General features: G+C 59.4%; 21 protein-coding genes and 1 pseudogene. 17 read left to right on the forward strand and 5 right to left on the reverse strand.

Features of this window, described 5'->3' with window-relative positions:
• Positions 1 to 96: 96 nt before the first annotated feature.
• From AFK24_RS24490 to AFK24_RS24500, 3 genes and pseudogenes are all read left to right on the forward strand, one after another.
• The gene (locus tag AFK24_RS24490) at positions 97 to 1,044 is read left to right on the forward strand and encodes a site-specific integrase (RefSeq protein ID WP_065835686.1); all 948 of its coding nucleotides are present in this window, start codon (positions 97 to 99) and stop codon (positions 1,042 to 1,044) included.
• A 110-nt stretch (positions 1,045 to 1,154) separates the two neighbouring features.
• A pseudogene (locus AFK24_RS24495) lies at positions 1,155 to 2,321 on the forward strand (pyridoxal phosphate-dependent aminotransferase); the annotation flags it as partial.
• Between the two features lie 463 nt (positions 2,322 to 2,784).
• Positions 2,785 to 4,113 (forward strand): OprD family porin, encoded by a 1,329-nt coding sequence (locus tag AFK24_RS24500; protein ID WP_065835688.1) that lies wholly within the window; start codon positions 2,785 to 2,787, stop codon positions 4,111 to 4,113.
• 75 nt (positions 4,114 to 4,188) lie between these two features.
• On the opposite strand, the gene AFK24_RS24505 is transcribed toward AFK24_RS24500, so the two are convergent.
• Genes AFK24_RS24505 through gcl form a run of 3 tightly spaced genes read right to left on the reverse strand, consistent with a single transcriptional unit; the run spans position 4,189 to position 7,701 of the window.
• Complete coding sequence (locus tag AFK24_RS24505) at positions 4,189 to 5,079, reverse strand: 2-hydroxy-3-oxopropionate reductase (protein WP_065835689.1); 891 nt, start codon at positions 5,077 to 5,079, stop codon at positions 4,189 to 4,191.
• Between the two features lie 39 nt (positions 5,080 to 5,118).
• On the reverse strand, positions 5,119 to 5,901 hold the full coding sequence (hyi, locus tag AFK24_RS24510; RefSeq protein WP_065835690.1) for a hydroxypyruvate isomerase: 783 nt from the start codon (positions 5,899 to 5,901) through the stop codon (positions 5,119 to 5,121).
• Positions 5,902 to 5,925: 24 nt separating this feature from the next.
• Positions 5,926 to 7,701: a glyoxylate carboligase gene (gene gcl / locus AFK24_RS24515; protein WP_065835691.1), complete on the reverse strand. Its 1,776-nt coding sequence runs from the start codon at positions 7,699 to 7,701 to the stop codon at positions 5,926 to 5,928.
• Between the two features lie 108 nt (positions 7,702 to 7,809).
• Here gcl and AFK24_RS24520 point away from each other — a divergent pair, with 108 nt between their 5' ends.
• The gene (locus AFK24_RS24520; protein ID WP_065835692.1) at positions 7,810 to 8,718 is read left to right on the forward strand and encodes a LysR family transcriptional regulator; all 909 of its coding nucleotides are present in this window, start codon (positions 7,810 to 7,812) and stop codon (positions 8,716 to 8,718) included.
• Positions 8,719 to 8,897: 179 nt separating this feature from the next.
• Here AFK24_RS24520 and AFK24_RS24525 read toward each other — a convergent pair whose 3' ends face one another.
• Positions 8,898 to 9,176: a DUF2790 domain-containing protein gene (locus AFK24_RS24525; RefSeq protein WP_065835693.1), complete on the reverse strand. Its 279-nt coding sequence runs from the start codon at positions 9,174 to 9,176 to the stop codon at positions 8,898 to 8,900.
• Positions 9,177 to 9,416: 240 nt separating this feature from the next.
• Here AFK24_RS24525 and AFK24_RS24530 point away from each other — a divergent pair, with 240 nt between their 5' ends.
• The 10 genes from AFK24_RS24530 to AFK24_RS24580 all read left to right on the forward strand — a co-directional run bounded on the left by AFK24_RS24530 (position 9,417) and on the right by AFK24_RS24580 (position 21,474).
• The gene (locus AFK24_RS24530; protein ID WP_065835694.1) at positions 9,417 to 9,809 is read left to right on the forward strand and encodes a cupin domain-containing protein; all 393 of its coding nucleotides are present in this window, start codon (positions 9,417 to 9,419) and stop codon (positions 9,807 to 9,809) included.
• Entirely contained in the window at positions 9,802 to 11,301 is a 1,500-nt protein-coding gene (locus AFK24_RS24535) for a methionine--tRNA ligase (protein ID WP_065835695.1), read from the forward strand. The genes AFK24_RS24530 and AFK24_RS24535 overlap by 8 nt, the downstream gene beginning before the upstream one ends.
• 14 nt (positions 11,302 to 11,315) lie before the next feature.
• Complete coding sequence (locus AFK24_RS24540; RefSeq protein WP_065835696.1) at positions 11,316 to 12,452, forward strand: NAD(P)/FAD-dependent oxidoreductase; 1,137 nt, start codon at positions 11,316 to 11,318, stop codon at positions 12,450 to 12,452.
• Complete coding sequence (locus tag AFK24_RS24545) at positions 12,449 to 13,396, forward strand: ABC transporter substrate-binding protein (RefSeq protein ID WP_065835697.1); 948 nt, start codon at positions 12,449 to 12,451, stop codon at positions 13,394 to 13,396. Before AFK24_RS24540 ends, AFK24_RS24545 begins: the two co-directional genes overlap by 4 nt.
• A gap of 62 nt (positions 13,397 to 13,458) precedes the next feature.
• A complete protein-coding gene (locus tag AFK24_RS24550) occupies positions 13,459 to 14,778 on the forward strand; it encodes a SidA/IucD/PvdA family monooxygenase (protein WP_065835698.1) in 1,320 nt (439 codons plus the stop codon).
• A 21-nt stretch (positions 14,779 to 14,799) separates the two neighbouring features.
• The gene (sbnB, locus tag AFK24_RS30200) at positions 14,800 to 16,809 is read left to right on the forward strand and encodes a 2,3-diaminopropionate biosynthesis protein SbnB (RefSeq protein ID WP_080482314.1); all 2,010 of its coding nucleotides are present in this window, start codon (positions 14,800 to 14,802) and stop codon (positions 16,807 to 16,809) included.
• A 47-nt stretch (positions 16,810 to 16,856) separates the two neighbouring features.
• Positions 16,857 to 18,443, forward strand: a complete 1,587-nt coding sequence (locus AFK24_RS24565) for an FAD/NAD(P)-binding protein (protein WP_065835981.1) — start codon at positions 16,857 to 16,859, stop codon at positions 18,441 to 18,443.
• A gap of 52 nt (positions 18,444 to 18,495) precedes the next feature.
• A complete protein-coding gene (locus AFK24_RS24570) occupies positions 18,496 to 19,128 on the forward strand; it encodes a LysE family transporter (protein ID WP_065835699.1) in 633 nt (210 codons plus the stop codon).
• Positions 19,129 to 19,167: 39 nt separating this feature from the next.
• Complete coding sequence (locus AFK24_RS24575) at positions 19,168 to 20,322, forward strand: iron-containing alcohol dehydrogenase (RefSeq protein WP_065835700.1); 1,155 nt, start codon at positions 19,168 to 19,170, stop codon at positions 20,320 to 20,322.
• A gap of 3 nt (positions 20,323 to 20,325) precedes the next feature.
• A complete protein-coding gene (locus AFK24_RS24580) occupies positions 20,326 to 21,474 on the forward strand; it encodes a serine hydrolase domain-containing protein (RefSeq protein WP_065835701.1) in 1,149 nt (382 codons plus the stop codon).
• A gap of 3 nt (positions 21,475 to 21,477) precedes the next feature.
• Here the strand turns inward: AFK24_RS24580 and ftrA are convergent, their stop codons facing one another.
• A complete protein-coding gene (gene ftrA / locus AFK24_RS24585) occupies positions 21,478 to 22,431 on the reverse strand; it encodes a transcriptional regulator FtrA (protein ID WP_065835702.1) in 954 nt (317 codons plus the stop codon).
• 134 nt (positions 22,432 to 22,565) lie between these two features.
• Here ftrA and AFK24_RS24590 point away from each other — a divergent pair, with 134 nt between their 5' ends.
• The 3 genes from AFK24_RS24590 to AFK24_RS24600 all read left to right on the forward strand — a co-directional run bounded on the left by AFK24_RS24590 (position 22,566) and on the right by AFK24_RS24600 (position 24,403).
• Complete coding sequence (locus tag AFK24_RS24590) at positions 22,566 to 23,171, forward strand: DJ-1/PfpI family protein (protein WP_065835983.1); 606 nt, start codon at positions 22,566 to 22,568, stop codon at positions 23,169 to 23,171.
• A gap of 375 nt (positions 23,172 to 23,546) precedes the next feature.
• Positions 23,547 to 23,807, forward strand: a complete 261-nt coding sequence (locus AFK24_RS24595) for a LysR family transcriptional regulator (protein ID WP_065835703.1) — start codon at positions 23,547 to 23,549, stop codon at positions 23,805 to 23,807.
• Positions 23,808 to 23,842: 35 nt separating this feature from the next.
• A complete protein-coding gene (locus AFK24_RS24600) occupies positions 23,843 to 24,403 on the forward strand; it encodes a LysR family transcriptional regulator substrate-binding protein (protein WP_240500454.1) in 561 nt (186 codons plus the stop codon).
• Positions 24,404 to 24,427 lie beyond the last annotated feature (24 nt).

Genomic DNA, 24,427 nt, shown 5'->3' on the forward strand with positions numbered 1-24,427 from the left:
GTTTAGATTAATGATGGCTATATAAATTTGTGATGGGCTACCGCGCCACTACTGGATATACATACAGCCACATTGTAGAGTTGCGTTTTTTGAGCGATTCGCGATCCATTGAAAACCATCGATTCCATTTCTCCAGACAAACACCCGTCGCCCTTGACGCTCTACCTGGCGCGACTGGCCCCTTCGAGCCGCGTAACAATGACATATGTGCTGCAGGACGCTGCGGATCGGCTGGGTCTGGCCGACATCGACATTCACGAAGTTCCCTGGCATTGCGTGGAGCCGGGGCATCTGACGGCGCTGGTGGCAACCCTGCGCGCCGACGATTACGCGCCCAACACCACGTCGCTGTACGTCAATGCCATTCGCGGCGTCATGAATGAAGCATGGCGCCAGAGCCTGATCAGCCATGACCAACTGCTGAAGATCCGATCGGTCAAGCCGGTCCATGGCACTCGGCTGTCCAAAGGTAAGAATATCCGCCGCACACTGATTCGCGAGCTGATGGAAGTCTGCGCCGCCGACCCGCGGCCGCAGGGGCGTCGCGATGCCGCAATCATCGCCATTCTGTATGGCTCGGGCATGCGCAAGACGGAATCAGTAAACGTGGATCTGGCGCAGGTCGATTTCGTCGAACGCAGCTTGCAGGTACTGGGCAAAGGCAACAAACAGCTGATCAAATACGCCCCGGCCTGGGCCTTTGACACCCTTAACCAATGGCTCGAACTGCGCCGTTCATGTTTGCCGGCAGGGCAGGACGATGATCCGTTCCTGTTCAACCGGATCCGGCGCGGTAACCACATCACTCGTGAGCGAATCACTAAACACGCCATCTATTTCATCGCCAAGCAGCGCGGTCGACAGATCGGGGTGGAGATCATGCCTCACGATTTCCGACGTTCTTTCATCACGCGGGTGATCGAGGAGTTCGACCTCTCCATCGCCCAGAAACTCGCGCACCACACCAACATCGCCACCACGGCGGCCTACGACATGCGCGGCGACAATGAACGACGTCGGGTGGTAGACCGATTCGACCTTTAATCAACCGGCAGTTGGACGCTGCGGTTGAACGAACGTGAGGTTTTACTTATGGTTCGGCTTTTGCCGACGCCGTGCCGTTGGCTCTTTTATTTGGGCAGGGAGGCATGGATATGCGTTTTTCACCTTTGGTTGACCGGATTGCCGGCCATGGCGTTGCAGCCTGGGACATTCATTACGCCGCCTGTGAGGCGCAGGAGCGCGGCGAGGACGTGATCCTGCTCAGCGTGGGCGACCCGGATTTCGCGACGCCGGACTTTATTACCGAGGCCGCGATCACTGCACTGCGCGCAGGCGATACCCATTACACGCACATTGCCGGGCGCACTGAGTTGCGTCAGGCGATTGCCGCGCGTTACGCGAAATCCCTGGGGCGTGAGGTGCTCGCGGAAAATGTGATCACCATGGCCGGAGCGCAGAACGCCTTGTTCGTCGCATCCCTGTGCTTGCTGCAGGCAGGGGACGAAGTGATTTCCCTTGATCCGATGTATGTCACCTATGAAGCGACGCTCAGGGCTTCCGGTGCAACGCTGGTGCGAGTGGCCTGTGATCCGGACGCGGGGTTTCGCCTCGATGCTGCGCGGCTGGCTGCTGCGGTTACCCCGCGAACCCGGGCGATATTTCTGTCCAACCCGAACAATCCGACTGGCGTGACGCTTGATGTTGCCGAGCTGCAAGCCATTGCCGACCTGGCGATTGCCCATGACTTGTGGATAGTCGTCGACGAAGTCTATGAAAGCCTTTGCTATGAGCGTGAGCACGTCAGTCTGGCGAGCTTGCCGGGCATGGCCGAGCGCTGCGTCGTGGTCAGCAGCCTCTCCAAATCCCACGCGATGACTGGCTGGCGCATGGGCTGGATCGTCGCCACGCCAGCACTGATCGGCCATGCGGAAAACCTGTCGTTGAGCATGGTTTATGGCTTGCCCGGGTTCGTCATGGAGGCCGCTTTGGTGGCGGTGACTGCTCACGCTGAAGTGACTGTCGGCATGCGCGAGATTTACCGGCGACGGCGCGATCTGGTGGTAGCGGGGTTGCAGGACTGCCCGGCAATAACCGTGCTCAAGCCCGACGCAGGCATGTTCGTGCTGCTGGACGTTCGCTCCACGGGGCTCAGTTCTCTGGAGTTCGCCTGGCGATTGTTGCGCGAGAAGGGTGTCTCGGTACTCGACGCCGCCGCATTCGGTGAACCGTCGCAAGGTTTCGTACGGTTGGCCTTCACCGTGAGCGACGAGCATCTGAGCCAGGCATGCCGGCGAATCAAGGCGTTCGTGCGCAACCTGGAGCTGTAGAGCAAGCAAAAAAAAGCCACCGCACTAACGTGGGGTGGCTATAAAGTTCTAACCAAAGGAATGATGAAGTGGAGCAAAGTATTCGATTGCTTACCGATGCGGAGTCGGAAAGTGATTGAAACGTTGTGCTTCATCGCCGCAAACATTAACACCGGATCATAGGGTCCAACTATTACGATAATCGATAATGACTATTATCAAACTAACATGATGGCACTCGGCGAAAGATGCTAAAAAATCCGGGCATGGGAGCACACCATGCACAGTAGAGCGGCAGCGGGCTATTAAAGTGGATCGTTAGAATCCTTGCTCAATCCTGCCTGTCAACCATATATGCCCTTAAAAAATTCTGCCGATCACATGTTCATTTATCGTTGAATTCGGTGGAGTCCAGGGTCACCCTGCAACTCGCGAATTGCAACGATAAGAATTATTCGAGATACAGGGGAAAACAATGAAGTTTGTAAAGTGCAATATCTTGACGCTGGCCGTTTCACTGGGCGTGAGTCAACTCGCAGCTGCGGCGGCGGTCAGTGATCAGTCCGAAGCCACCGGTTTCGTCGAAGGCAGCAGCCTGAACGTCCACCTCAAGAATTACTACTTCAATCGCGACGGCAAGAACGGCGCTGGCGATCGTAAGGACTGGACTCAGGGCGTACTGGGCAACTTCAGTTCCGGCTTTACCCAAGGCACCGTCGGTTTCGGCGTTGACGCTTATGGCTACTGGGGCATCAAGCTGGATGGCGGTGCAGGCACGTCCGGGACCGGCAACCTGCCGGTACGTAACGATGGCTCACCCGAAGACCAATACGGCACTGCTGGCGGTTCGGTGAAGGTTCGGCTGTCCAAAACCGAGCTGCATTGGGGCAACCTGCAACCCACGGCACCGGTATTCGCCGCTGGCGGCTCGCGTCTGTTTCCGCAAACCGCTACAGGCTTCAACCTGTTGAGCAGTGAAATTCAGGGGCTGGACCTGGATGCAGGGCATTTCACCAGCAGCAATGGCCCGGTCACCACCAATAACAGCCAGGAACTTTACGCCTCTTATGCAGGTGTGACGGCCAAGAGCATCGACTACGCCGGTGGCAAGTACGCCATCAACGATAACCTGACCGTCAGCCTGTACGGTTCGGATCTGGAAGATGTCTGGAACCAGTACTACGCCAATACCAACTTCACTCTGCCATTGTCGGATCAACAGTCGTTGAATCTGGATTTCAATATCTATCGCACCAATGATTCTGGTCAGGCGAAGGCGGGGGATATCAGCAACACCACCTGGTCGCTGGCTGCCGCTTATTCTTTCCTGACTGCGCATACCGTGACCCTGGCCTTCCAGAAAGTTCATGGCGATACGCCATTTGATTATGTTGCCTTCGGCCATAATGGAGCGGGCGACACCGCTGACTCCATATTCATCGCCAACTCCGTGCAGTACTCCGACTTCAACGGACCCGGAGAGAAATCCTGGCAGGCACGCTACGATCTGAACATGGCAAGTTATGGCGTACCGGGCCTTAGTTTCATGGCGCGCTATATCACGGGTGATGATATCGACGGTAGCCATATGGACGCTAACAGCCCATATCGCAACTACGGTTATGGTGATGACGGCAAACATCACGAAACCGATGTGGAAGCCAAGTACGTGGTGCAATCCGGCCCGGTCAAGGACCTGGCATTGCGCATGCGTCAGTCCTTCCACCGGGGTAATGCGGATCAGGCCGAAGGCGATAACAACGAACTTCGCCTGATCGCCGATTATCCGATCAACATTTTCTGATCGGCTAAATGTGATCGGTTGAAAACAGCTGGGCCGCTCGCAACGAGCGGCCTGGCTTGACGGCGTGCAAATCTCCTACTCCTCGCGGATCGTGAAGTTTGCCATGTGCTCCAGCCCCTTGATCAAGGCCGAATGGTCCCACTGGCTGCCGCCCAAGGCCGCGCAGGTGCTGAACACTTGCTGAGCATTGGCGGTGTTGGGCAGGTTAAGGTTCAGCTCACGCGCCCCTTCAAGTGCCAGATTCAGATCCTTCTGATGCAGGGCAATGCGGAATCCGGGGTTGAAGGTGCCTTTGATCATCCGCTCACCATGCACCTCGAGAATCTTCGAACCAGCAAATCCACCCATCAATGCCTCGCGGACCTTGGCCGGGTCAGCGCCATTCTTCGCTGCGAATAACAACGCTTCGGCAACCGCCTGGATGTTCAGGGCGACGATAATCTGATTGGCAACCTTGGCGGTCTGACCATCGCCGTTGCCACCCACCAGCGTGATGTTTTTGCCCATGGCTTGCAGTAAGGGCAGGGCGCGCTCGAACGTGTCCTGATCACCGCCGACCATGATGCTCAAGGTCGCGGCCTTGGCCCCGACTTCGCCGCCCGACACTGGCGCATCCAGATAACGAGCGCCCGTGGCGTTGATTTTCTCGGCGAAAACCTTGGTCGCCGAGGGCGAAATGGAACTCATGTCGATAACGACTTTACCTTCAGAGCAGCCTTGAGCAATGCCGTCCTCACCGAACAACACCAGCTCTACGTCGGGAGTATTGGGCAACATGACGACGATGAACTCAGCCGCCTGAGCCACAGCCTTGGGGCTGTGCAGCACTTGCGCGCCGCTGTCTCTCAGGGATTCGGGCGCTGACGAGTGATGGTCGGAAAGCAGCAGGCTGTGCCCGGCCTTGATCAGGTTGAGGGCCATGGGCAGGCCCATGATGCCGGTGCCGATAAATCCGATAGTAGCCATGGAAATGCTCCTTATTAGAGTGATTGAACAGGCTGGCAATTAAAGAACGTTGTGGGATTTCATCCACCCCAGGCCCGCTTCGGTGCTGGTCAACGGCTTGTATTCGCAGCCGACCCAGCCCTGATAACCGATTCGGTCCAGGTGGCCGAACAGGAAGTGATAGTTGATCTCGCCAGTGCCTGGCTCATGACGGCCCGGATTGTCGGCCAGCTGCACGTGCTGGATCACCGGCAGGTTGTTTTCAAGGGTTCGGGCCAGATCGCCTTCCATGATTTGCATGTGATAGATATCGTACTGCAGCGCCAGATTGCTGCTGCCAACCTGCTCCAGAATGTCCAGGGCCTGTCGCGTGGTCGTGAGGTAGAAGCCCGGAATATCCCGGGTATTGATCATCTCCACGATCAGCCGAATGCCAGCCGCCTGCAGTTTGTCCGCCGCGAACTTGAGGTTGCTGACGAAGGTGCGCTCGGTCAGCGTGGCACTGGCTCCAGCCACAGGAATCCCCGCCAGGCAGTTGATCTGGGTATTGCCCAGCACCTTGGCGTAGGCAATGGCCAGATCGACTCCGGAACGAAACTCCTCGACGCGATCCGGGTGGCAGGCGATGCCGCGTTCGCCGTTGGCCCAATCCCCGGCCGGCAAATTGAACAGCACCTGAGTCAGCCCATGGGCGTCCAGTTCTGCCTTGATCTGTGCCGAGCTGAATTCGTACGGAAACAGGTACTCGACGCCGCTGAAGCCAGCACGGGACGCCGCTTCGAAACGTTGCAGAAAGTCCACTTCGGTGAACAGCATGGAGAGGTTGGCGCAAAGACGTGGCATGTCGGTTCCTCGTGTAGGTGGGGGTCAGTCCATCAGGCTGACGGAAGTCGGTGCATCGGCGCGGGTTTCGGCCAGCGCTTCGAATTCGTTGATGGCGTTGATCTCGGTGCCCATGGAAATGTTGGTAACGCGCTCCAGAATGACCTCGACGATTACCGGCACGCGGTGCTGCTGCATGAGCGACCTGGCTTCGGCGAAGGCCGCTTGCAGATGGGCCGGATCGGTCACCCGAATCGCCTTGCAACCCAGCCCTTCGGCCACCGCCACATGGTCGACGCCATAACCTTCCAGCTCGGGGGCGTTGATATTGTCGAACGCCAGCTGCACGCAGAAATCCATGTCGAAGCCGCGCTGCGCCTGGCGAATCAGGCCCAGATACGAGTTGTTCACCACCACATGGATGTATGGCAGCTTGAATTGCGCGCCAACGGCCAGCTCCTCGATCATGAACTGGAAGTCGTAGTCGCCGGATAACGCCACCACGTTACGACCCGGATCAGCCTTGACCACGCCCAGCGCGGCGGGAATGGTCCACCCCAGCGGACCGGCCTGGCCGCAGTTGATCCAGTGTCGAGGCTTGTAGACGTGCAGGAATTGCGCCCCGGCAATCTGCGACAGGCCGATGGTGCTGATGTAGCAGGTCTCCTTGCCGAAGAAGCGATTCATCTCTTCGTAAACCCGCTGCGGCTTGACCGGCATGTCGTCGAAGTGGGTCTTGCGTTGCAGGGTGCGCTTGCGTTCCTGACAACTGGCCAGCCAGGCGCTGCGATCTTTCAGCTTGCCAGCGGTGTGCCATTCACGGGCGACCTCGATGAACCTGTCCAGCGCAGCGCCTGCGTCGGAAACAATGCCCAGGTCAGGCATGAGCACGCGACCGATCTGGGTCGGCTCGATATCAATGTGGATGAACTGCCGACCTTCGCTGTAAACCGAGACTGTGCCCGTATGGCGGTTGGCCCAGCGATTGCCGATGCCGAGCACCAGATCCGATTCCAGCAGCGTGGCGTTGCCGTAGCGATGGGAGGTCTGCAAACCGACCATCCCGGCCATCTGCGGGTGGTCGTCGGGGATCGTGCCCCAGCCCATCAACGTCGGGATTACCGGAATGCCCGTCAGTTCGGCGAACTCCACCAACGCCAAAGACGCATCCGCGTTGATGATGCCGCCGCCAGCCACGATCAATGGGCGCTCCGCGGCATTGAGCATGGCCAAGGCCTTTTCAATCTGCTTGCGACTGGCCTGAGGTTTGACGATGGGCAGCGGTTCGTAGGCGTCGATATCGAATTCGATTTCTGCCATTTGCACGTCAAACGGCAAATCGATCAACACCGGGCCGGGGCGACCGCTGCGCATCAGCTGGAAGGCTTTCTGAAAAACATAAGGCACCTGGCCCGGTTCCATGACCGTCGTGGCCCATTTGCAGACCGGCGCGGCGATGCTCGCAATGTCTACGGCCTGGAAGTCTTCCTTGTGCATTCGCGCACGCGGCGCCTGGCCGGTGATGCACAGAATCGGAATCGAGTCCGCCGAAGCCGAATACAAGCCGGTGATCATGTCTGTTCCGGCCGGGCCGGACGTGCCGATGCACACGCCAATATTGCCCGCCACCGCGCGGGTATAACCCTCGGCCATATGCGAAGCGCCTTCCACGTGGCGGGCCAACACATGATCGATGCCGCCCAGTTTTTTCAGCGCAGCGTATAACGGATTGATGGCCGCACCAGGAATGCCGAATGCACTGTCGATACCTTCGCGGCGCATGACCAGAACAGCGGCTTCGATGGCTCTCATGAGGGTCATTTGCTAGTCTCCTGAACTCGATAGTTTTTGTATGGGCCTAGCCTGCTTTCAATCCATATCGATGGGAATTGCAGTGCCGGGCATTTCTGTCGGTATCAGGAGTATCGAATGGATCGTTATACCGAACTGCGCAGCTACGTTCTGGTAGCCACCCGCGGCAGCTTTGCCGCAGCCGCGCTGGTCGAGGGCGTGACGCCGGTCATCATGGGGCGTCGCCTGAGCGCGCTGGAGGCAAGATTGGGGGTGAAGTTGATTCACCGCTCCACGCGCGGCCTGACCCTGACTGAGTTGGGCGAGTCGTATCTGGAAAACGCAAGAACGCTACTGCGCAACTTCGACGAGCTGGACGCCAGCGTCAGCGAGAACGAAAGCGCGGTGCGCGGGCATCTGGTGGTGTCGGCACCAGCCGGTTTCGGGCGGCGGCACGTCGCGCCTCATGCGCCGGAATTCCAGGCACGGTTCCCCGAGCTGAACCTGTCGTTCAACCTGACCGATAACGTGATTGATCTGGTGCGCGAGGGCTACGACATGAGCATTCGCATCGGCGAAGTGCTCGATCCCAACTATGTCGCCATCAAGTTGTATGAAAACCAGCGAGTGGTCTGTGGTGCGCCGTCGTATTTTGCCGCCCACGGTTATCCCGAAAGCCTGGAAGACTTGGCCGATCACAATTGTCTGGCGTTCAACCTACAAGGCGGGCAGCACCGGGGCTGGACGTTCCAGCGGGATGGCAAACAGGTTGCGGTGAAAGTGGCGGGGAACTTGTATTGCAACGATGGCGAGCTGTTATTCGATTGGGCCAAACGCGGATTGGGCTTGAGCTGGCGTTCGGTGTGGGAAATCCAGAATGAGCTGAAGACTGGCGAACTGGTAACCGTGCTGAATGAGTTCGCGCTGCCCAACTACGACATTCAAGGCGTGTATCCGCAACAGCATTATCTTCCGGCCAAGGTCAGGTTCTTTATTGCGTTTCTAAAAGAAGTTTATAACCGACCAGGCTATTGGATTCAGCAATAACGAACTGCAGGAACGAACAAGTTGGCTCTCATCAAAAAACAACACACAGCCATCGAATTGGAATGCTCGTTGGAGCGAGGCTTGCCCGCGAAGAACGATGACGCGGTAGAGCTAGGCCACCCAGGCGTCTGATTCGCGGGCAAGCCTCGCTCCAACGGGCGACTACGGTAGGTGATGGCTCAACCATTCTGGCAACCGTTGCCCTCACGGGTGTATTCAAGATTGTGGCGAACGCCCTGGCTGTCGAGGTAGATCATGTGCGCATCGACCTGGCCGCAGATGTTGTCATTGGCTGGTGTGATCTGGATAACTTTCGCAATATCAAGGTGTTGCGAATAGTTATATTGGACGGCTTGAGGAGTTTGCTGTGCAGCGTTATTGGCATTGGGCACCTGGCCGTTGGCCGAGGCAAATACCGAGAATAATGATAACGCTGCGAACATTGCATAAGTTTTCATGAGTAGCTCCAAAGTATTAAATGAACACGTCTGCAAAGCTTCAAGGTTGCTTTGCTGTTGGCGTGAATTCTAGGCGCCAATCCAATCGTGCTGAAATGGTGGTTATCGATACACGTCATCATTGGTAGTGATGCCCATTTAAAAATTCGATACGTGACGAGGGTTATATCTATGGATGAGATAGCCGGAAACTATCGCTGATTGCATGCTGGCGGCCATCTAAAACGTACGGGCCAGACCATGCATAAGTTCGCCATACATCGATCAACCGATTTCACCGGTCTCGTTCATGAGTACGGTCTGGACGGCAGCCGCCTGTTGCCGTGGCAGGGCTATCCGATGCCATTTGCCGGGGGCTGGTGCGTGGTGCGTCCGGGGACGCGCAGCGAAGCGCACACGCAGATCGATCAGGAGCTATTCATCGCCATCAAAGGCCGATCCCGGTTGATCGTCGGCGAGCGTGAACTGGAGTTCAGCGTCGGCGATATCGCTGCAATTCCGAAACATACCCATCACTACATCATCAATGACTCGGATGAGGACTTTCATTTCTACGTTATCTGGTGGGACATGAATTACGTCAATGGCTTCGTTGCCCAGCACAATGAGACAACGGGGTGTCTGGATGACTAAGTACATCGTCACCATTACGCCGCCAACGCCGAACGGCGACCTGCACATCGGCCATATCGCCGGACCGTTTCTCGCCGCCGATGTTTTCACCCGCGTGCAACGCCAGCGCGGTCATGATTGCGTGCTGGTTTCCTACTCCGACGACTATCAGTCGTACATGTTGCGCAAAGGCCTGGAGCAGGGCGTCGAGCCAATGCTGCTGGCCAGCCGTAATTCAGACCGGATTCAAGCGTCGCTGGCAGCGATCAATATTCAGCCGGATAACTGGCTGCGACCATTCCAGAACGCTTTTTTTGCGGACGCGGTCCGCGAAGTGTTCGAAAAGACTCGAAATGCCGGGGCAATCGAATTTCGCGACTCCCAGGAGGCATATTGCCCGGACTGCGCGGTCTGGGGCTACGAGGCTTTTGCTCGGGGTTTGTGCAACTACTGTGGCGTGGAATCCGACGCCAGCCAGTGCGAGAACTGCGCACAGGCACCGGATGCGCAACACATGACCGATCTGCGCTGCAAGCTGTGCAGCCAGCCTGTGCAGTGGCGAAATGCCCATCGTGGCTTTCTCAAACTGGCGCAGTTGAAACCGGCATTGCGTGACGTGTTGCTCAATCACCAATGGCGCCAGCCGCTGGATGCCTGGCTGCTCGATACCCTTGAGCATCTTCATGACTGGGGTGTAACACGCCCCGGCGATGCCGGGCTGGATCTCGCCGCCGATGGCTCGTGCCGGATTCATACCTGGTTCATGGGGCTGGCCGGATACATGGCGGCCTTTCGCGAATATGCCGCGCAAGTCGGCAAGCCTGAACTGTATCAACAGTATTGGCAATCGGGGCAGGGCACGCTGGTGCACTTTCTCGGCTTCGATTGCGTGTTCAGTCACGCCATCGTTTATCCGGCGCTGCTTTCGACGATGGATGACCTGCGCGTCAGCCAACACTTCGTACCGAATCAGTTCCTCAAGCTGGACGGTCTTAACCTGTCGACCAGTCGCGATCACGCCATCTGGGTCGCGGACCTGGCGCGTCAGGCCTGCGCCGACAGCGCACGCTTGTATCTGGCCAGCATCGCCCCGGAAGAAAGCGAAGGTGATTTCCGGTTACAGCAGTTCCTGACGTGGCGCGAAGAGCTGTTCGGCGAGTTCTTTCCGGCGCTGCTCAGCGTTGGCGCGAAAGAGGGCGACAGCTGGTGGAGTGGCATGTGCGGTCAGGACGCCACGCTGCTCGAAGCCCTGCGTCTGCAGTGGCTCAAAGCCTCGCAGCCAGATCGATTCTCCATGAAGGGCATGGCTTCGGTGCTACTCGACGTGATCGCGATCACTCGTACGCGCCTGGCCGAAGGTCGAACGGTCAGCCATTTCGCCGCGTTCATCGCGGTCGTCGGCCTGGCGCTGATCCCGGACACCGCGCAGCACATCGTCGAGGCGTTTTCGCTGCAAATGGATCGGGTGAACGCGACGATTCTCAATGGCTGCGCAGCCGACTACTCCATCTGACAGGTTGGAACGCAATGTTCATGGACTACGAAGTCGCCGTCATCGGTGCCGGCATTGTCGGCGCGAGTATCGCGGCCAAGCTGTGCAGCGCCGGAATTTCCGTGGCGTTGATTGACAAGGACGGCAGCGCAGCGAGCGGTGCCAGTGCGTTATCCGGCGGTCTGGTGCGTTTGTACGACCCGGATCCGCTGCTGATGGAATTGGCCGCGTATTCCATCGGTGTGATGCGCGAGGGGATTTTCGCCGCCACTTATGCCCGTGCATTACGCCGCAGCGGCGTGCTGTATCGAGCGGCGCCGGACCAGCAGGAGCGGATTTCCCGAGCCATTGAACAACACGCCAGCGCGCAGTATCCGATGCGTCTGATCTCCAGTGAAGAATTCAAAAGTGGGCATTTTCCCCGGTCGCCGAGCACGGAGCGGATAAATTTGTATGAACCCCAGGCGTGCGTCGGCAATGTCCGTCTGGCGACCGCAATGCTCGCCAATTCAGTGCGTCAAGACGGCTTGTTGCTGGAGAACTGTGAGGTCAAAGCCATTGAGTGTCGCTCGCGGCATCAAGCCCATATTGATCTGGGCGCAGTAACTTTGCGCTGTCGGGCGGTGGTGGTTGCCGCAGGCGCGTGGAGTCGGCGCCTTTTGCCGGAACTGCACTTGCAAACCCGGTCGATTCCATTGGCGCGGGTCGTCACCGCCACCGATTGCAGCATGCCGATCATCGACAGCGAAACCCAGGCGTATGCAATTCCGCTGACCTGCCATCTGGTGCAAGCCGGGTGTGGATTCCGCGAGGTGCAGGAGTTCCCCGAAAATCTCGGGCTGCCTGATGTTCGCAATCAGCAAGATGCACGGGAACGCGTGCACCACCTGCTTGGCGCCAATGACTCAGTGGTGCTCGACGTGTTGCCGGGTTTCGACAGTTACAGTCCGGACGGCAGGCCGCTGGTAGGTTTTTGCGATGGGCAAAGCCCGGTTTATCTGGCGACAGGTTTGTGTGGCCTCGGTTTCAAACTGGCGCCGGGGATCGCGCAGATCGCCTTCGAGCAGTTGCAGCGACACTTACGGCATCAGGACCCGGATGGCGGCTGGTCGGCGTTGTCGCCGGGTCGAGCGATGAGCCGCGCGGGCAGCCTGTCGAGCGTGCAGCCATGAGCCGGTTCAAGGTCGGAGTTAGCGCGCTATTCGATCCGGCGGACACGCCGCATGCCCGGACCTTCCTGCGGGCGATGACCGTGGCGCGCAACGGCATACCGGGTTTTGACCGGGTGCACTGGCAGTTTTGCGATGACGGCGCCAATCCCGCACGCGCAGCGCAAGTGGCCCGGCAGCTGGTCGCCGCCAAAGTGGATCTGGTCATTGGGCACTTTTCGTCCGACGCGGCAATGGTCGCTGCGGGTATCTATCGGCAGGCCGACGTCGGGTTACTGAGCCCGGCAGCCACCATTGATTGCCTGACCCAGGACAATCCCAACGTATTTCGCTTTTGCCCTTCGGACCGGCACCTGGCGAAAGATCTGGTCGCCTGGCTCAGGCACAAGCAATGGAGCTGCGTGCATATCGACGCTGATCCCAGCGCCCACGGTCAGTCGCTGGCCAAAGTCATTGCTCAAGCCGGCAGCGATTCCGGGATACGCCGCGCAGTCGACCGAGAACAGGCACAGGTGGAAGTGTTCGCCGGACGTCTGGCCCGCAGCCGCGAGCACTGGCATGCGCGCCGCCACAGCGGCAGCCAACGACCACTGGTGCTCACCGACGACGCCGCTTCGCCGTATCTGGGCAACGCCGCAGCACAGGACGCAAACACCTACGTCATCGGTTTCGGCGCGGCTGGGTCTGCGGCCATTGAATCAGCCAGTCACCGCGCGCTGTTCGATGCCGAACCTGAAACGTACTTCCGCGAAAGCCTGCTGATGTTTCACGTATTGGCCCAATTGGCCCGGCGCTCATGGCGACCGACTGAACTGCTGCACGCCTTGAATCACGAGACCTTCGCGACGCCGCTGGGCGCAGTCAGTTTCGATCAGGGTGAATGCCGGGGTGCTCGCACCAGCCTCTGGCAGGTGGGAGTCGCGGGGCTGATGCCCATCGCCGACTGACCTTGTTCAGACACTTCGGTCACCGCTCCAACACAACTTCAACTCAATGGATGGGTACTTCTATGCTCGATTCACCCGCTGGCGCCGTTCACGCGGACGCCCTCTGTATTGGCTTCGGACCCGCAGGCATTGCACTGTCCTGCGTTTTCGCCGACGCACAGGAAGTGGACGCGCCGCTGGCAAAGCTGTCAGTGCGCTATCTGGAGGCCGCGCACAATACCCAGTGGCACAGGGAGCTTTTGCTGGCTGGCACCGACATTAATCACCATGTTTTTCGGGATCTGGTGACGCCGCGTAACCCCCGCAGCCGGTTCTCTTTTGCCATGTACCTGAAAGAACGCGGGCGCCTGTTCGACTTCGGTTTGCTCGGTCGCCCGGCCAGCCGTCATGAATGGTCGGATTACGTCAGTTGGGTGGCGCAGCAGGTCAACGGCCACACCCACTTCAACACGCCGGTGAGTGAAATCCTGCCGATCATTCGCGATGGCCGCCTTAGCCAGGTTCGCATCGACACCGCGCAGGGCAGCTTCGTGACGCGCAATGTCGTGCTCTCGAGCGGGACCGCGCCACGAGTGCCAGAGCAATTTCAGGCACTGCTGGGGCCAACGCTCTTTCATACCTCGCAGTTTCTGACGCGTCTGCAGGCGTTTGGTCAGGCATTGCCCAAACGCTGGATGGTGATCGGCTCGGGGCAGAGCGCCAGTGAATCGGTGCTGGAACTGACTGGGCGTGACACCGCCATTCAGGTGCATTCCGTGCATCGCTCGGCGGGTTTCAAGCTGACCCAACTGGGGCAATTTCCCAACCGGGTGTTCGCCCCGGACCACGTGGATTACTTCCACAGCCTCGATGCTGCGGCCCGGCATCAATTCCTCGACTGGAGCCGCGCCACCAACTATGCCGGAATTGATCCGGATGAAAGCCAGAAGCTGTTTTCGCTGATGTACGAAGACTCCATCGCCGGCCGTCAGCGTCTGCAAACCTACGCCTACCGCGTCATTACCAGGGTCGAACACGGCGAAGCGGGTTATCGCGTGACCCTGACCGATACCTTCAGCCAGCGCAGCGAAGTGGTGGAAGTCGACGTCATCGTCCTCGGCACCGGGTATCAGCAGTACCTGATGCCGCCGCTGTTGAGCAACCTGCAACCCTGGCTCAAGGCTGACGTGGACAACGGGTTGCTCATTGATCGTGACTACAACGTCGCCACCCAGGGCGATTGCGACGTGAACCTGTGGGTCAACGGCCTCTCCGAACGTAGCCACGGCATCAGCGACAGCCAGTCATTCTCGCTCATGGCCTTGCGCGCCGAGCGTATTGCCAATGGTCTGCAACAGGCTGTCCAGGCGCAAAAACACCCTCAACCTGCGCTGACTCAGTGAGTGATCGCCATGGACGAAAGCATGTACGAAAACATTTCCGATATCGTTCACGACCAGGCTTTTCTCAAAGTCTCGGGGCTGGGCCAGACGTTTTTCCTGAAGATGGAATCGCTCAACCCGGCGGGCTCGATCAAGCTCAAGACCGCAGTCGGCCTGATCGATGATTTGCAGGGCAGGGGGCTGATCACGGCGGACACCCGGCTGATCGAGTCTTCATCCGGCAACCTGGGCGTGGCGCTGGCGATGATCTGCGCCGAGCGTGGCATCAAGTTCACCTGTGTGGTCGACCCCAATAGTTCCGATCACAACATCCGCATGATGCGTTGTTATGGCGCCGACGTTATCCAGGTGGACGAGCCGGATGCCAACGGCGGGTTTCTCGGCACGCGCATCGCGCTGATCCGCAGCATGCTCGGCGCCGATCCCCGGCTGGTCTGGCTCAACCAGTACGAAAACGCGGCCAATCCGCGGGTGCATGCGCGGACCACGGCGCGGTCCATTGCCCAGCGTTTCGGGCATGTCGACTATCTGTTCGTGGGCGCGGGCACCACCGGCACGCTAATGGGGTGTGTGCAGTATTTCCAGAAGCATCACCCGACCACCACGATCATTGCCGTCGACAGCGTAGGCTCAGTGACTTTCGACACGCCGCCCAGCCGCCGTTTCATCCCCGGTCTGGGCACCAGTCAGCGACCGCCGATTTTCACTGCCGAAGGTATTGATTATCTGGAGATGGTTCCTGAAGCACGCACCGTGGCGATGTGTCGGCTGTTGGCGCGCAACAAGGGGCTTTTGGTGGGCGGCTCCACGGCGACGGTGATCTGCGCCGTGCATGCCTGGCGCGAACGAATCGAGCCGGGCTCAGTGGTGGTGGCTTTGTCACCGGATTGGGGCGAGCGCTATCTCGACACCCTGTATGACGATCAATGGGTCGAGCAGCGCTTTGGCAAAGACGTGTTGCAGATGAAGCTGGATGACCTGCACATTCAGCCAGACTGGACCACTGACCTGGGTGCAGCGCGCATCAAGCAAGCAGCTTTCCATGTGGTGGACGGCAAGGTGGTTGCACAGATTCTCGCGGCTGATCCGCGCGCCTGCATCGATGATGTCGAACGCGCCTATCTGGAGCACGAAGCTGGGCGCTCGATCAATCCGGACAGCTACTTTTTGCGATTCCCGCAGGCACCCGCAAATCGGATCATTGCCTTGCCCGCCAGCGTCTCGGGCGCCCAGCCGGTCAGTGGTATCAAGTGGATTTCCAGTTTCCCCGGCAATCTCGACTCCGGCCTGCAACGGGCGTCGGCGGTGCTCATCCTCAACCGGCCGGATACCGGTTACGCCTACGCCTGCCTTGAAGCCTCGCGAATCAGCGCAATGCGCACGGCCGCGTCGGCCGTATTGGCGGCGCGCTGGCTGAACCGGCACCAACGCAAGGTCAGCCGCCTGGCTATCGTCGGCGCCGGGTTTATCTCCCGGACCATCCTCGACCTGTTCATCAGCGATGGCTGGGACATTGGCAGCGTACAGGTTTGCGATCTGCACGCGGAGTCGGCGGAGGCGCTGTTGCTGCATGTCACCGCGCAGCATCAGTTACCCGCTCAGCGCGTCGAACTGCAAGAGGCCTTGCTCGCCGACATCGTGCTGTTCGCGACCACCGCGCCAACGCCATATGTGCTGCAGCACAGGTTTCGCCCGGACCAGCTGGTACTCAACATCTCCCTGCGTGATCTCGGGCCGGACATCATCGCCCAGGCCAATAACGTTCTGGACGACATCGAGCACTGCCTCAAGGCCCAGACCTCGCCGCATCTCGCCGTGCAGCAGTATGAGGATCGCTCGTTCATCACCGGCACCCTGGCGCAGTTGATGCTCGGCCAGGTGGAACTCAGCCCGGATCGGCCGACGATCTTTTCGCCTTTTGGCCTCGGCGTGCTGGATCTGGCGGTGGGCAAGCGGGTCTACGACACGGCCATCGCCCAGGGCAAGGCGCTGCCGGTTGCGGACTTCTTCTTTGAGTCGAATCGCTGGTGAGCGCCCTGCATGCAGCGCGCAGCGTCCAGCGTGTGGCGATCGTCGGCATGGGTTCCCGAGGCCTGAGCATTCTGGAACAGTTGATGGGTCTGGCGCGGAGAAATCCCGACTGGCAACTGGTGATCGAGGTGTTCGATCCGCAGACACCGGGCAGCGGGCTGCATCTGCCAGAGCAAGCGGATTACCTGATGCTCAACACCATGGCCGGGCAGATTTCTGCGTTCTCCGCCGCGTTTCCCGCGTCGATGCCGGATGAGCCCGCAGGCCTGACATTCCTGCAATGGTGCTCAGCTCAAGACGTGCGACTTGACGAGCGCGGTCACCTGGACGCGCAGGGCAGACCTGTCGAGTTTGGCGACTTCGCGCCGCGACGCTTGCTCGGGCGCTATTTGCGCGACAGTTATCGGTATTTGCTGGAGTTATGTCCGGCCCATGTCCAGGTGCGCCATCATCCGGAATCAATAGTTGGGTGCTGCCCGAGCGTGGGGGAGTCTGGCTTTCAGCTGACCTGCAGCGACGGACAGCAGATGATTGTTGATGGCGTGTTCTTGACCACTGGCCACGCATTGCGCCGGTCTAAATCGGTGACTGAAAAGCGCGTCGCCATCGAAGGCCTCGGCCTGACGGCTATGGACACCCTGGCGGAACTGACCCAAGGACGCGGCGGGCGCTATGTCCGTGACAACAGCGTCAGCGGCTGGCGGTATCAGCCCTCGGGGCGCGAGCCAGAGATCTATCTGTTCTCGCGCAGCGGCCTGCCGTTTCATGCACGGCCGCAATGGTGGCCCGATCAACCTGCGCCTGCACCACCACGGTTTTTTACCCCAGCGGCGATCCGCTCCTTGAGACGGGAAAGCGTCGGTGGGCGTCTGGATTTCGTGAAGCAAGTGCTGCCATTGATCGAAGACGAAATGCGCGCGAGGTGCGGATCGTTCGATCCCGAAATCCACTTGCACATCGGACACTGGCAAGGCGAGCCTGCCGCTTATGAGCAATGGTTTCGCCATTGGATCGAAGCCGATCTGCTGCGCAGTCGCCAAGGCAGGGCCGCCAGTACGCTGACGCATGCGCTGGAAGTGTGGCGCGATTGTCGCGATGTGTTGCGCCTGGCAACCGATCACAACGGGCTGACTGACGCCTCGACCCAAGGGTTTTATAGCGTGTGGGCAGCGCTTGGCAATCGTCTGGTGGGCGGTCCGCAGAAAGAACGTTACGAAGATTTGCTGGCGCTGATGGACGCCGGGATCGTCAGGGTGCTTGCGCCCCTGCAAATCGATGAGCCGGGTATTCAGTTCGATAGGGTGATCAAAGCGCGGACGGCACACAGCGGCCTGTCAGGCAGCCGATCTGCGCTGCTCGATGACTTACTCATGCAGGGATTGGTACGCCGAGCCCACCCGTATCCGGCCGACGGCATCGAAGTCGACCGGCAAAACCGCGCGGTAGGCAGCGACGGCAAGGTCCAGCCGCGTCTGTGGGTTCTGGGACCGGCCGTGGAAGGCAGCACGTTCTACAACCATTACGTGCCGACGCCCGATCCCGCGTGCCGCGCATTGCTGCAAGCGCGCGCAGCCGTTGACTCGTGCCTCACTGCATTGGAGGTCGACCTCGCCTTCGAACAGTTCACCACCTGACTGAATTCCCGTTCCGCAATCACCTTAAACACTACTCAAAAGGATCATCTCTATGTCCGAGATCACTTTGCTGACGGCGCTCGCCGGCGCTTTCATTGTCTTGATTATCAGTCCCGGCCCGAACTTCCTGGTCATCACCCAGCTGTCCTTCAGCCAGTCTCGGCAGCAGGGGATTTGCGCCGGGCTTGGCGTTGCCTCGGGCAGCATCATCTGGGCGCTGCTGGCGGCAACAGGTTTGGGCCTGATGTTTCAGCAATTGCCTTGGCTGCAACCGGCCTTGCAGCTGCTGGGCGGCGTTTATCTGACATGGCTGGGCAGCAAAAGCCTGCGCAACGCTGGCAGCCAACCCGCACCGCGCAACATCGCCGCGCTGGGTATTGGCAGCCTGCGCCGGGCCTATCACTTCGGGCTGCTGACCAACTTGACCAACCCCAAGGCGCTGGCGTTCTACACCAGCGTGTTCACCACCGTTACCACGCCGGGCCTGCCGATGTGGGTGCGCACGGCCGGGGTATCGATCATCGCCGTGCTGGCGATTTCCTGGTTTGTCTTGCTGGCGACGCTGTTCTCGATTCCGGCGGTGCAACAGCATTATCAGCGCATGAAAAAGGCCATCGACATCATTACCGGTCTGTTCATGATCGCGTTCGGTCTGCGCCTGCTGATCGGTTTATTGCCTGCCTGATTCAAGCGACTTCATTCAACCGACTCAAGGATTGCAACCATGCACAGTAATGACTGGAATTACCCGACCTCCATCCGCGTCGGCGCGGGGCGGGTCAGCGAACTGGCCCAGGCGTGCCAGAGCATCGGCATGCACCGGCCGCTGCTGGTCACCGACCGGTTTCTGGGGGGTACCGACATGATCCAGAGCGCGTTGGCTGACTGCCGGGCAACCCTGGGTGATTGCGGCTTTTTCGATCAGGTCAAAGGCAACCCGACCGGACGCAACGTTGCCGAGGGTTTGGCGGTTTATCAGGCTGGCGCTTATGACGGCGTCATCGCATTTGGCGGCGGATCGGCGCTGGATGCCGCCAAGGCGATTGCCTTGATGTCGGGGCAGAACCGGCCACTGTGGGATTTCGAGGACATTGGCCAGAACCACTTGCGCGCCGATCCACTGGGTATCGCACCGATCATTGCCTTGCCGACCACAGCGGGCACCGGTTCCGAGGTGGGCCGAGCGTCAGTGATCACTGATGAAGAGGCGCGGGTCAAACGCACCATCCTGCACAGCCGAATGATGCCGAGGATTGCGATTCTCGATGCCAACCTGACCCTGGGCTTGCCCAAACACCTTACGGCGGCCACTGGCATCGACGCCTTGACGCATTGCATGGAAGCTTATTGCTCGCCGGTTTATCACCCCATGGCCGAAGCCGTGGCGGTCAAAGGCATGCAGCTGATCAAGCAGTTCCTGCCGCTGGCGGTCGCGGATGGAACAGACCTGCAGGCCCGCCAGGAAATGCTCGTGGCTTCAAGCCTTGGCGCGGTGGCATTCCAGCGCGGCCTGGGGGGCGTGCATGCCATCGCCCAGACCTTGGGCGCTTTATACGATCAGCATCACGGCCTGCTCAATGCGATCCTGCTGCCTTATGTGTTGCAGGCCAATCAGGCAGCGCTCGTCCCGCAGATGCAGGCGCTGTCCATTGCTCTTGGTTTGCCCGGATCGGGATTTACCGGAGTACTGGATTGGGTTCTGGCCTTACGCGAGCAGATCGGCATTCCCCATACCTTGAGTGCGCTGGGCATTGATGATCGCGACGCAGAGCTGGTTGGACGTATGGCCTTTGCCGATGGCTGTTCGCACACCAATCCGATACGGCATTCGGCGCAGACTTATGCCGGGATTTTTTGCCGTGCCGTCGCGGGCGACTGACCCATGCCGATGATCGACGCTGCGAGGGTCAAGCGACTTGCCGGGGTCTGGCAGGAGTTTGTCGAATCGGGACGCATCGTTGGCGGGATGTTACTGGTCGCCGAGCGGGGCGAACTGCGCTTCGCTTCGGCGCGGGGCTGGGCGGACCGGGAAAACCGGCGACGGGTGACGCCAGACACGCGTTTTCGCCTAGCGTCATTGACAAAACTGCTGACCTCGGTGGCGGCGTTACGGCTCTGTGAATCGGGGCGATTATCGCTGGACGAGCCGATTACACGCTGGCTTTTGGACTTCCGACCACGCTTGGCCGATGGCGCGGAAGCGACCATCACCTTGCACCACCTGCTGTCGCATACGGCGGGCTTGTCCTACGGATTTGAGCAGTCCGTCGGCAACGCGTATGAGCGGGCAGGGGTGTCGGACGGGCTGGATCACTCGGGCTTTGACCTGCAACACAATCTGACCCGCCTGGCTGGCGTGCCATTGTTGTTCAAACCCGGCGAAGCCTGGGGTTATTCCCTGGCGACGGATGTGGTCGGCGCGATTATCGAGCAGGCCAGCGGCATGTCACTCCCGCAAGCCATTGAACGCTGGGTGACGCAACCGTTGGCGATGAATGCGACCGAATTCGTTGCGACCGACAATCAATCGTTGGCTGTTGCTTATCGGGATTCCGCTCGTGAACCGCTGCGAATTGGCCGCGCTGATGTCCTCGAACTCGATAGTGGGGAAGCCCGGCTGTCAGCAACGCGCGTGACTGATCCGCAGGCTTATCCATCCGGAGGCGCGGGCTTGATCGGCACGGCCGAAAATTACCTGAAGTTGCTGGAATGCCTGCGCGAAGGTGGCGCGCCGTTGTTGAGTCTAGCCAGTACCGCAAGCTTGTTGGGCAATGCCATTGGCGACCTGCCGATCAGCAACCGGGGTCCAGGCTGGAAGTTTGGTCTGGGTCCGATGGTGCTGACCGATCCGGGGCTGGCAAAGCACAAGCAGGGGGCCGGAACCTGGTCATGGTGCGGATTATACGGCTGCCATTATTGGGTCGATCCGGCCGCCGGCATTAGCCTGGTCGCGCTGACCAACACTGCTGTCACCGGCGCCTGGGGCACGTTTGCCGATGCACTTGTCGATGCGTTGTACGACGAAGGATAGACCTCACACCCTGGCGAATTGTTTGCGATAGCTGCTGGGACTGACGCCCACCAGATTGCGAAAGTGGCGACGAAACGATTCTTCGGAACCGAAACCGGCAACGTCCACCAGTTCAGCCAAACGCATGTTGGAAGACTCCAGCAGCTCTTTGGCATAGGCGATTCGTTCGCCCAGAATCCAGTCGTACGGTGTCAAACCGGTGCTTTCCATAAAGGTTCTGTGCAGCGTGCGCGTGCTGATGGCTGCCCGGTCCGCCATTTCCTTGATGCTGTGGGCGTGCTTGAGATCGCCGCGAATCCAGTCCATCAGGTTCGATATCGGCCCGTCGCTGGCCGATACCAACTGGCGTGACGCATATTGCGACTGTCCGCCTTCACGATGGGGCGGAATCACCATGCGCTGCGCGACCATGTTCGCCACCCGGGCACCGTGATCGGTGCGTACCAGGTGCAACATCATGTCCAGACCCGCCGCAGAGCCAGCCGCCGTCACGATCTGGCCTTGGTCGACATACAGTTCATTGGGCTGGATAGTCAGCTCGGGATACATGCTGGCCAGCATGTCGGTATAGCGCCAGTGCGTGGTGACCCGCTTTCCTTCCAGCAATCCGGCGGCCGCCAATACGAACGCGCCGGTGCAGATTGAACAGATCCGTGCGCCCCGCGCATGCGCCGCCTGCAATTGAGCGATCAACTTGGACGGTACTTCGCAGTCCACGCCACGCCAGCCCGGCACGATGATGGTATCGGCGTTTTCCAGCAGCACTTCGCCGGGCGTTGGCACGATCGTGATGCCCCCGGCAGCAGTGATCGCGCCTTCATCCACCGAGTAGGTGGCGAACTCGTACCAGGTCACGCCCAGCTCGGGCCTTTTCAAGGCAAACACTTCGACCGTGCAGCCAAATTCGAAGGTGCACAGCTGGTTATAGATAAGCGCGACGACAAGATGATTTTTCATGGCGCGATGTTACCGGATATTGGCATTTCCGACAGTAGTTCAGTGCAAATGGACTGGTTAACCTGAGCGCTGCAATCAGGCCAGAACCTGACCCTTTGACCAAGGTCGCGCAAGCCGCCCGGGAGTCCTTTTCCGTGACAATCAACATCGGTATCTACGTCTACGACGACGTTGAAGTCCTCGACTTCGCAGGTCCTTACGAAGTATTCACCACCGCCACCCGCATGCACCAGCGCAACAGCCGCGACGAACGCCCGCTGTTCACGGTCTTTACCATCGGACGTACGTTGTCGCCGGTCCGCGCTCGGGCCGGTTTGAAGGTCGATCCGGACTACACCATCAATGATCATCCGGTCATGGATTGCCTGGTGGTACCGGGCGGGGTGATCACCTCCGAACTGGAGAAACCCGACGTGATCCGCTGGATCAGCGGCCAGGCCGTACCGGAACGGGTGATCGCTGCGGTCTGCACCGGCGCATTCCTGGTGGCCAAGACCGGCAAGCTGGCTGGCAAACAGGTCACCACGCATTGGGAAGACATCAACGACCTCAAGGAAATGTTCCCGGCCGTGGATGTGCTCAGCACGTTGCGCTGGGTCGATGAAGGCGCGTTCGTGACCTCTGCCGGCATTTCGGCCGGTATCGACATGAGCCTGCACATGGTCGAGCGCCTGCACAGCCGCGAATTGGCGGAGCGTACCGCCTTGCAGCTGGACTTCGACTGGACTGAAAACGACTGATTGATTCAGTCATTGATCTACGAGGCTGACAGGGACCGCCAGCCTGTGGATTGACCGGGAAAACCTCACCCGATGAATTCATAACCTCCGATCAGCCTTACGTTTCCCACCTTTTTTTCGGAAAGTGCCGGTCTGAATTCTTGCCGCCGCTGACAGTCGTTCCGCGTTCGCCGCGCTATCAATAGCTCGGGTACGGAGCAAGGCGATCTGTCGGCCATTTAGTCAGCGCGCAAGTCTCTCCTGATAACTCCCCGACCTGCCGAAACAAAGCCAGTCAGCCGTTACTTTCTGGCGGCGCCTGGCGGCTGGAAACGTGACCTGCGCCTCGTGCAATCGCGCCCGCGCCAACCATCGCTCACGCCAGAGTTCAGGAAAATGAAAACCCACTTCTTCAAAGTCGTCCAGACCGTCGCCTTGCAGGGATCTTTTTCGGAGGCCGCCGCCATTCTGGGGTGCAGCCAATCGAACATCAGTTACGCCATCAAAGAGGTCGAGGCGTTCTTCAACAAGCGCCTGTTCATACGCAGCCGTACCGGCTGCACACTGACTCCGGATGGACAAGTCATCACTCGTACTCTGGAAATGATGCTGGCAACCCTTGAGCAACTAAAAAAAATGAGATCAATGGTCGCGTAACGGTCCACTATTTCACTCACATTCAAGAAACCACGCTGGCCGCGTGCATCGCGTCGCTCGGCAAACTCCACCCGCAAGTCTCACTGTCCGCAGTGCATGGCAGCGAGCAAAACCCTTCGCTGGATAATGTGAAACGGGACGTGGCTGACATCGTGATCATGCCGAGTACGGTGCTCGACGACCATTACCTGGAGCACCTGCAATGGGCGGACACCTATGTATTGGTGACGGCAAAACACCCGCCCGGCATTCAGCCGACATTTACTCAACTGGCGGAAACCGTGCGTTATGTCGCCTGGCGTCATGCGGGTGTCGAGGCGCTGCACACTCAGCTGAATAACGCCCAGGTCCGTCTCAGCCATCGTGGCGAACTCAGTTGCGTGGAAACGCTTCTGGATCTGGTCAAGAAAGGGCATTGCATGTCGATCCTGCCTCGCACGCTGCTGCCGCTAAACGACAGCAGTTTTGAATGCATGCAACTGCCCGTGACAGTCGAGCGGCGGATCAGCGTCATTGCCCGACCAGTCTCGCTGATGTCCAACGCGGCGAACGCGGTTCTCGATGCGCTGAGGCAAGCCACGCGCCCCGCAGGTTGAAAACTAAAATGCAACGTTTAGCGC

The organism is Pseudomonas syringae (genome assembly GCF_001698815.1).
Classification (GTDB): domain Bacteria; phylum Pseudomonadota; class Gammaproteobacteria; order Pseudomonadales; family Pseudomonadaceae; genus Aquipseudomonas; species Aquipseudomonas syringae_A.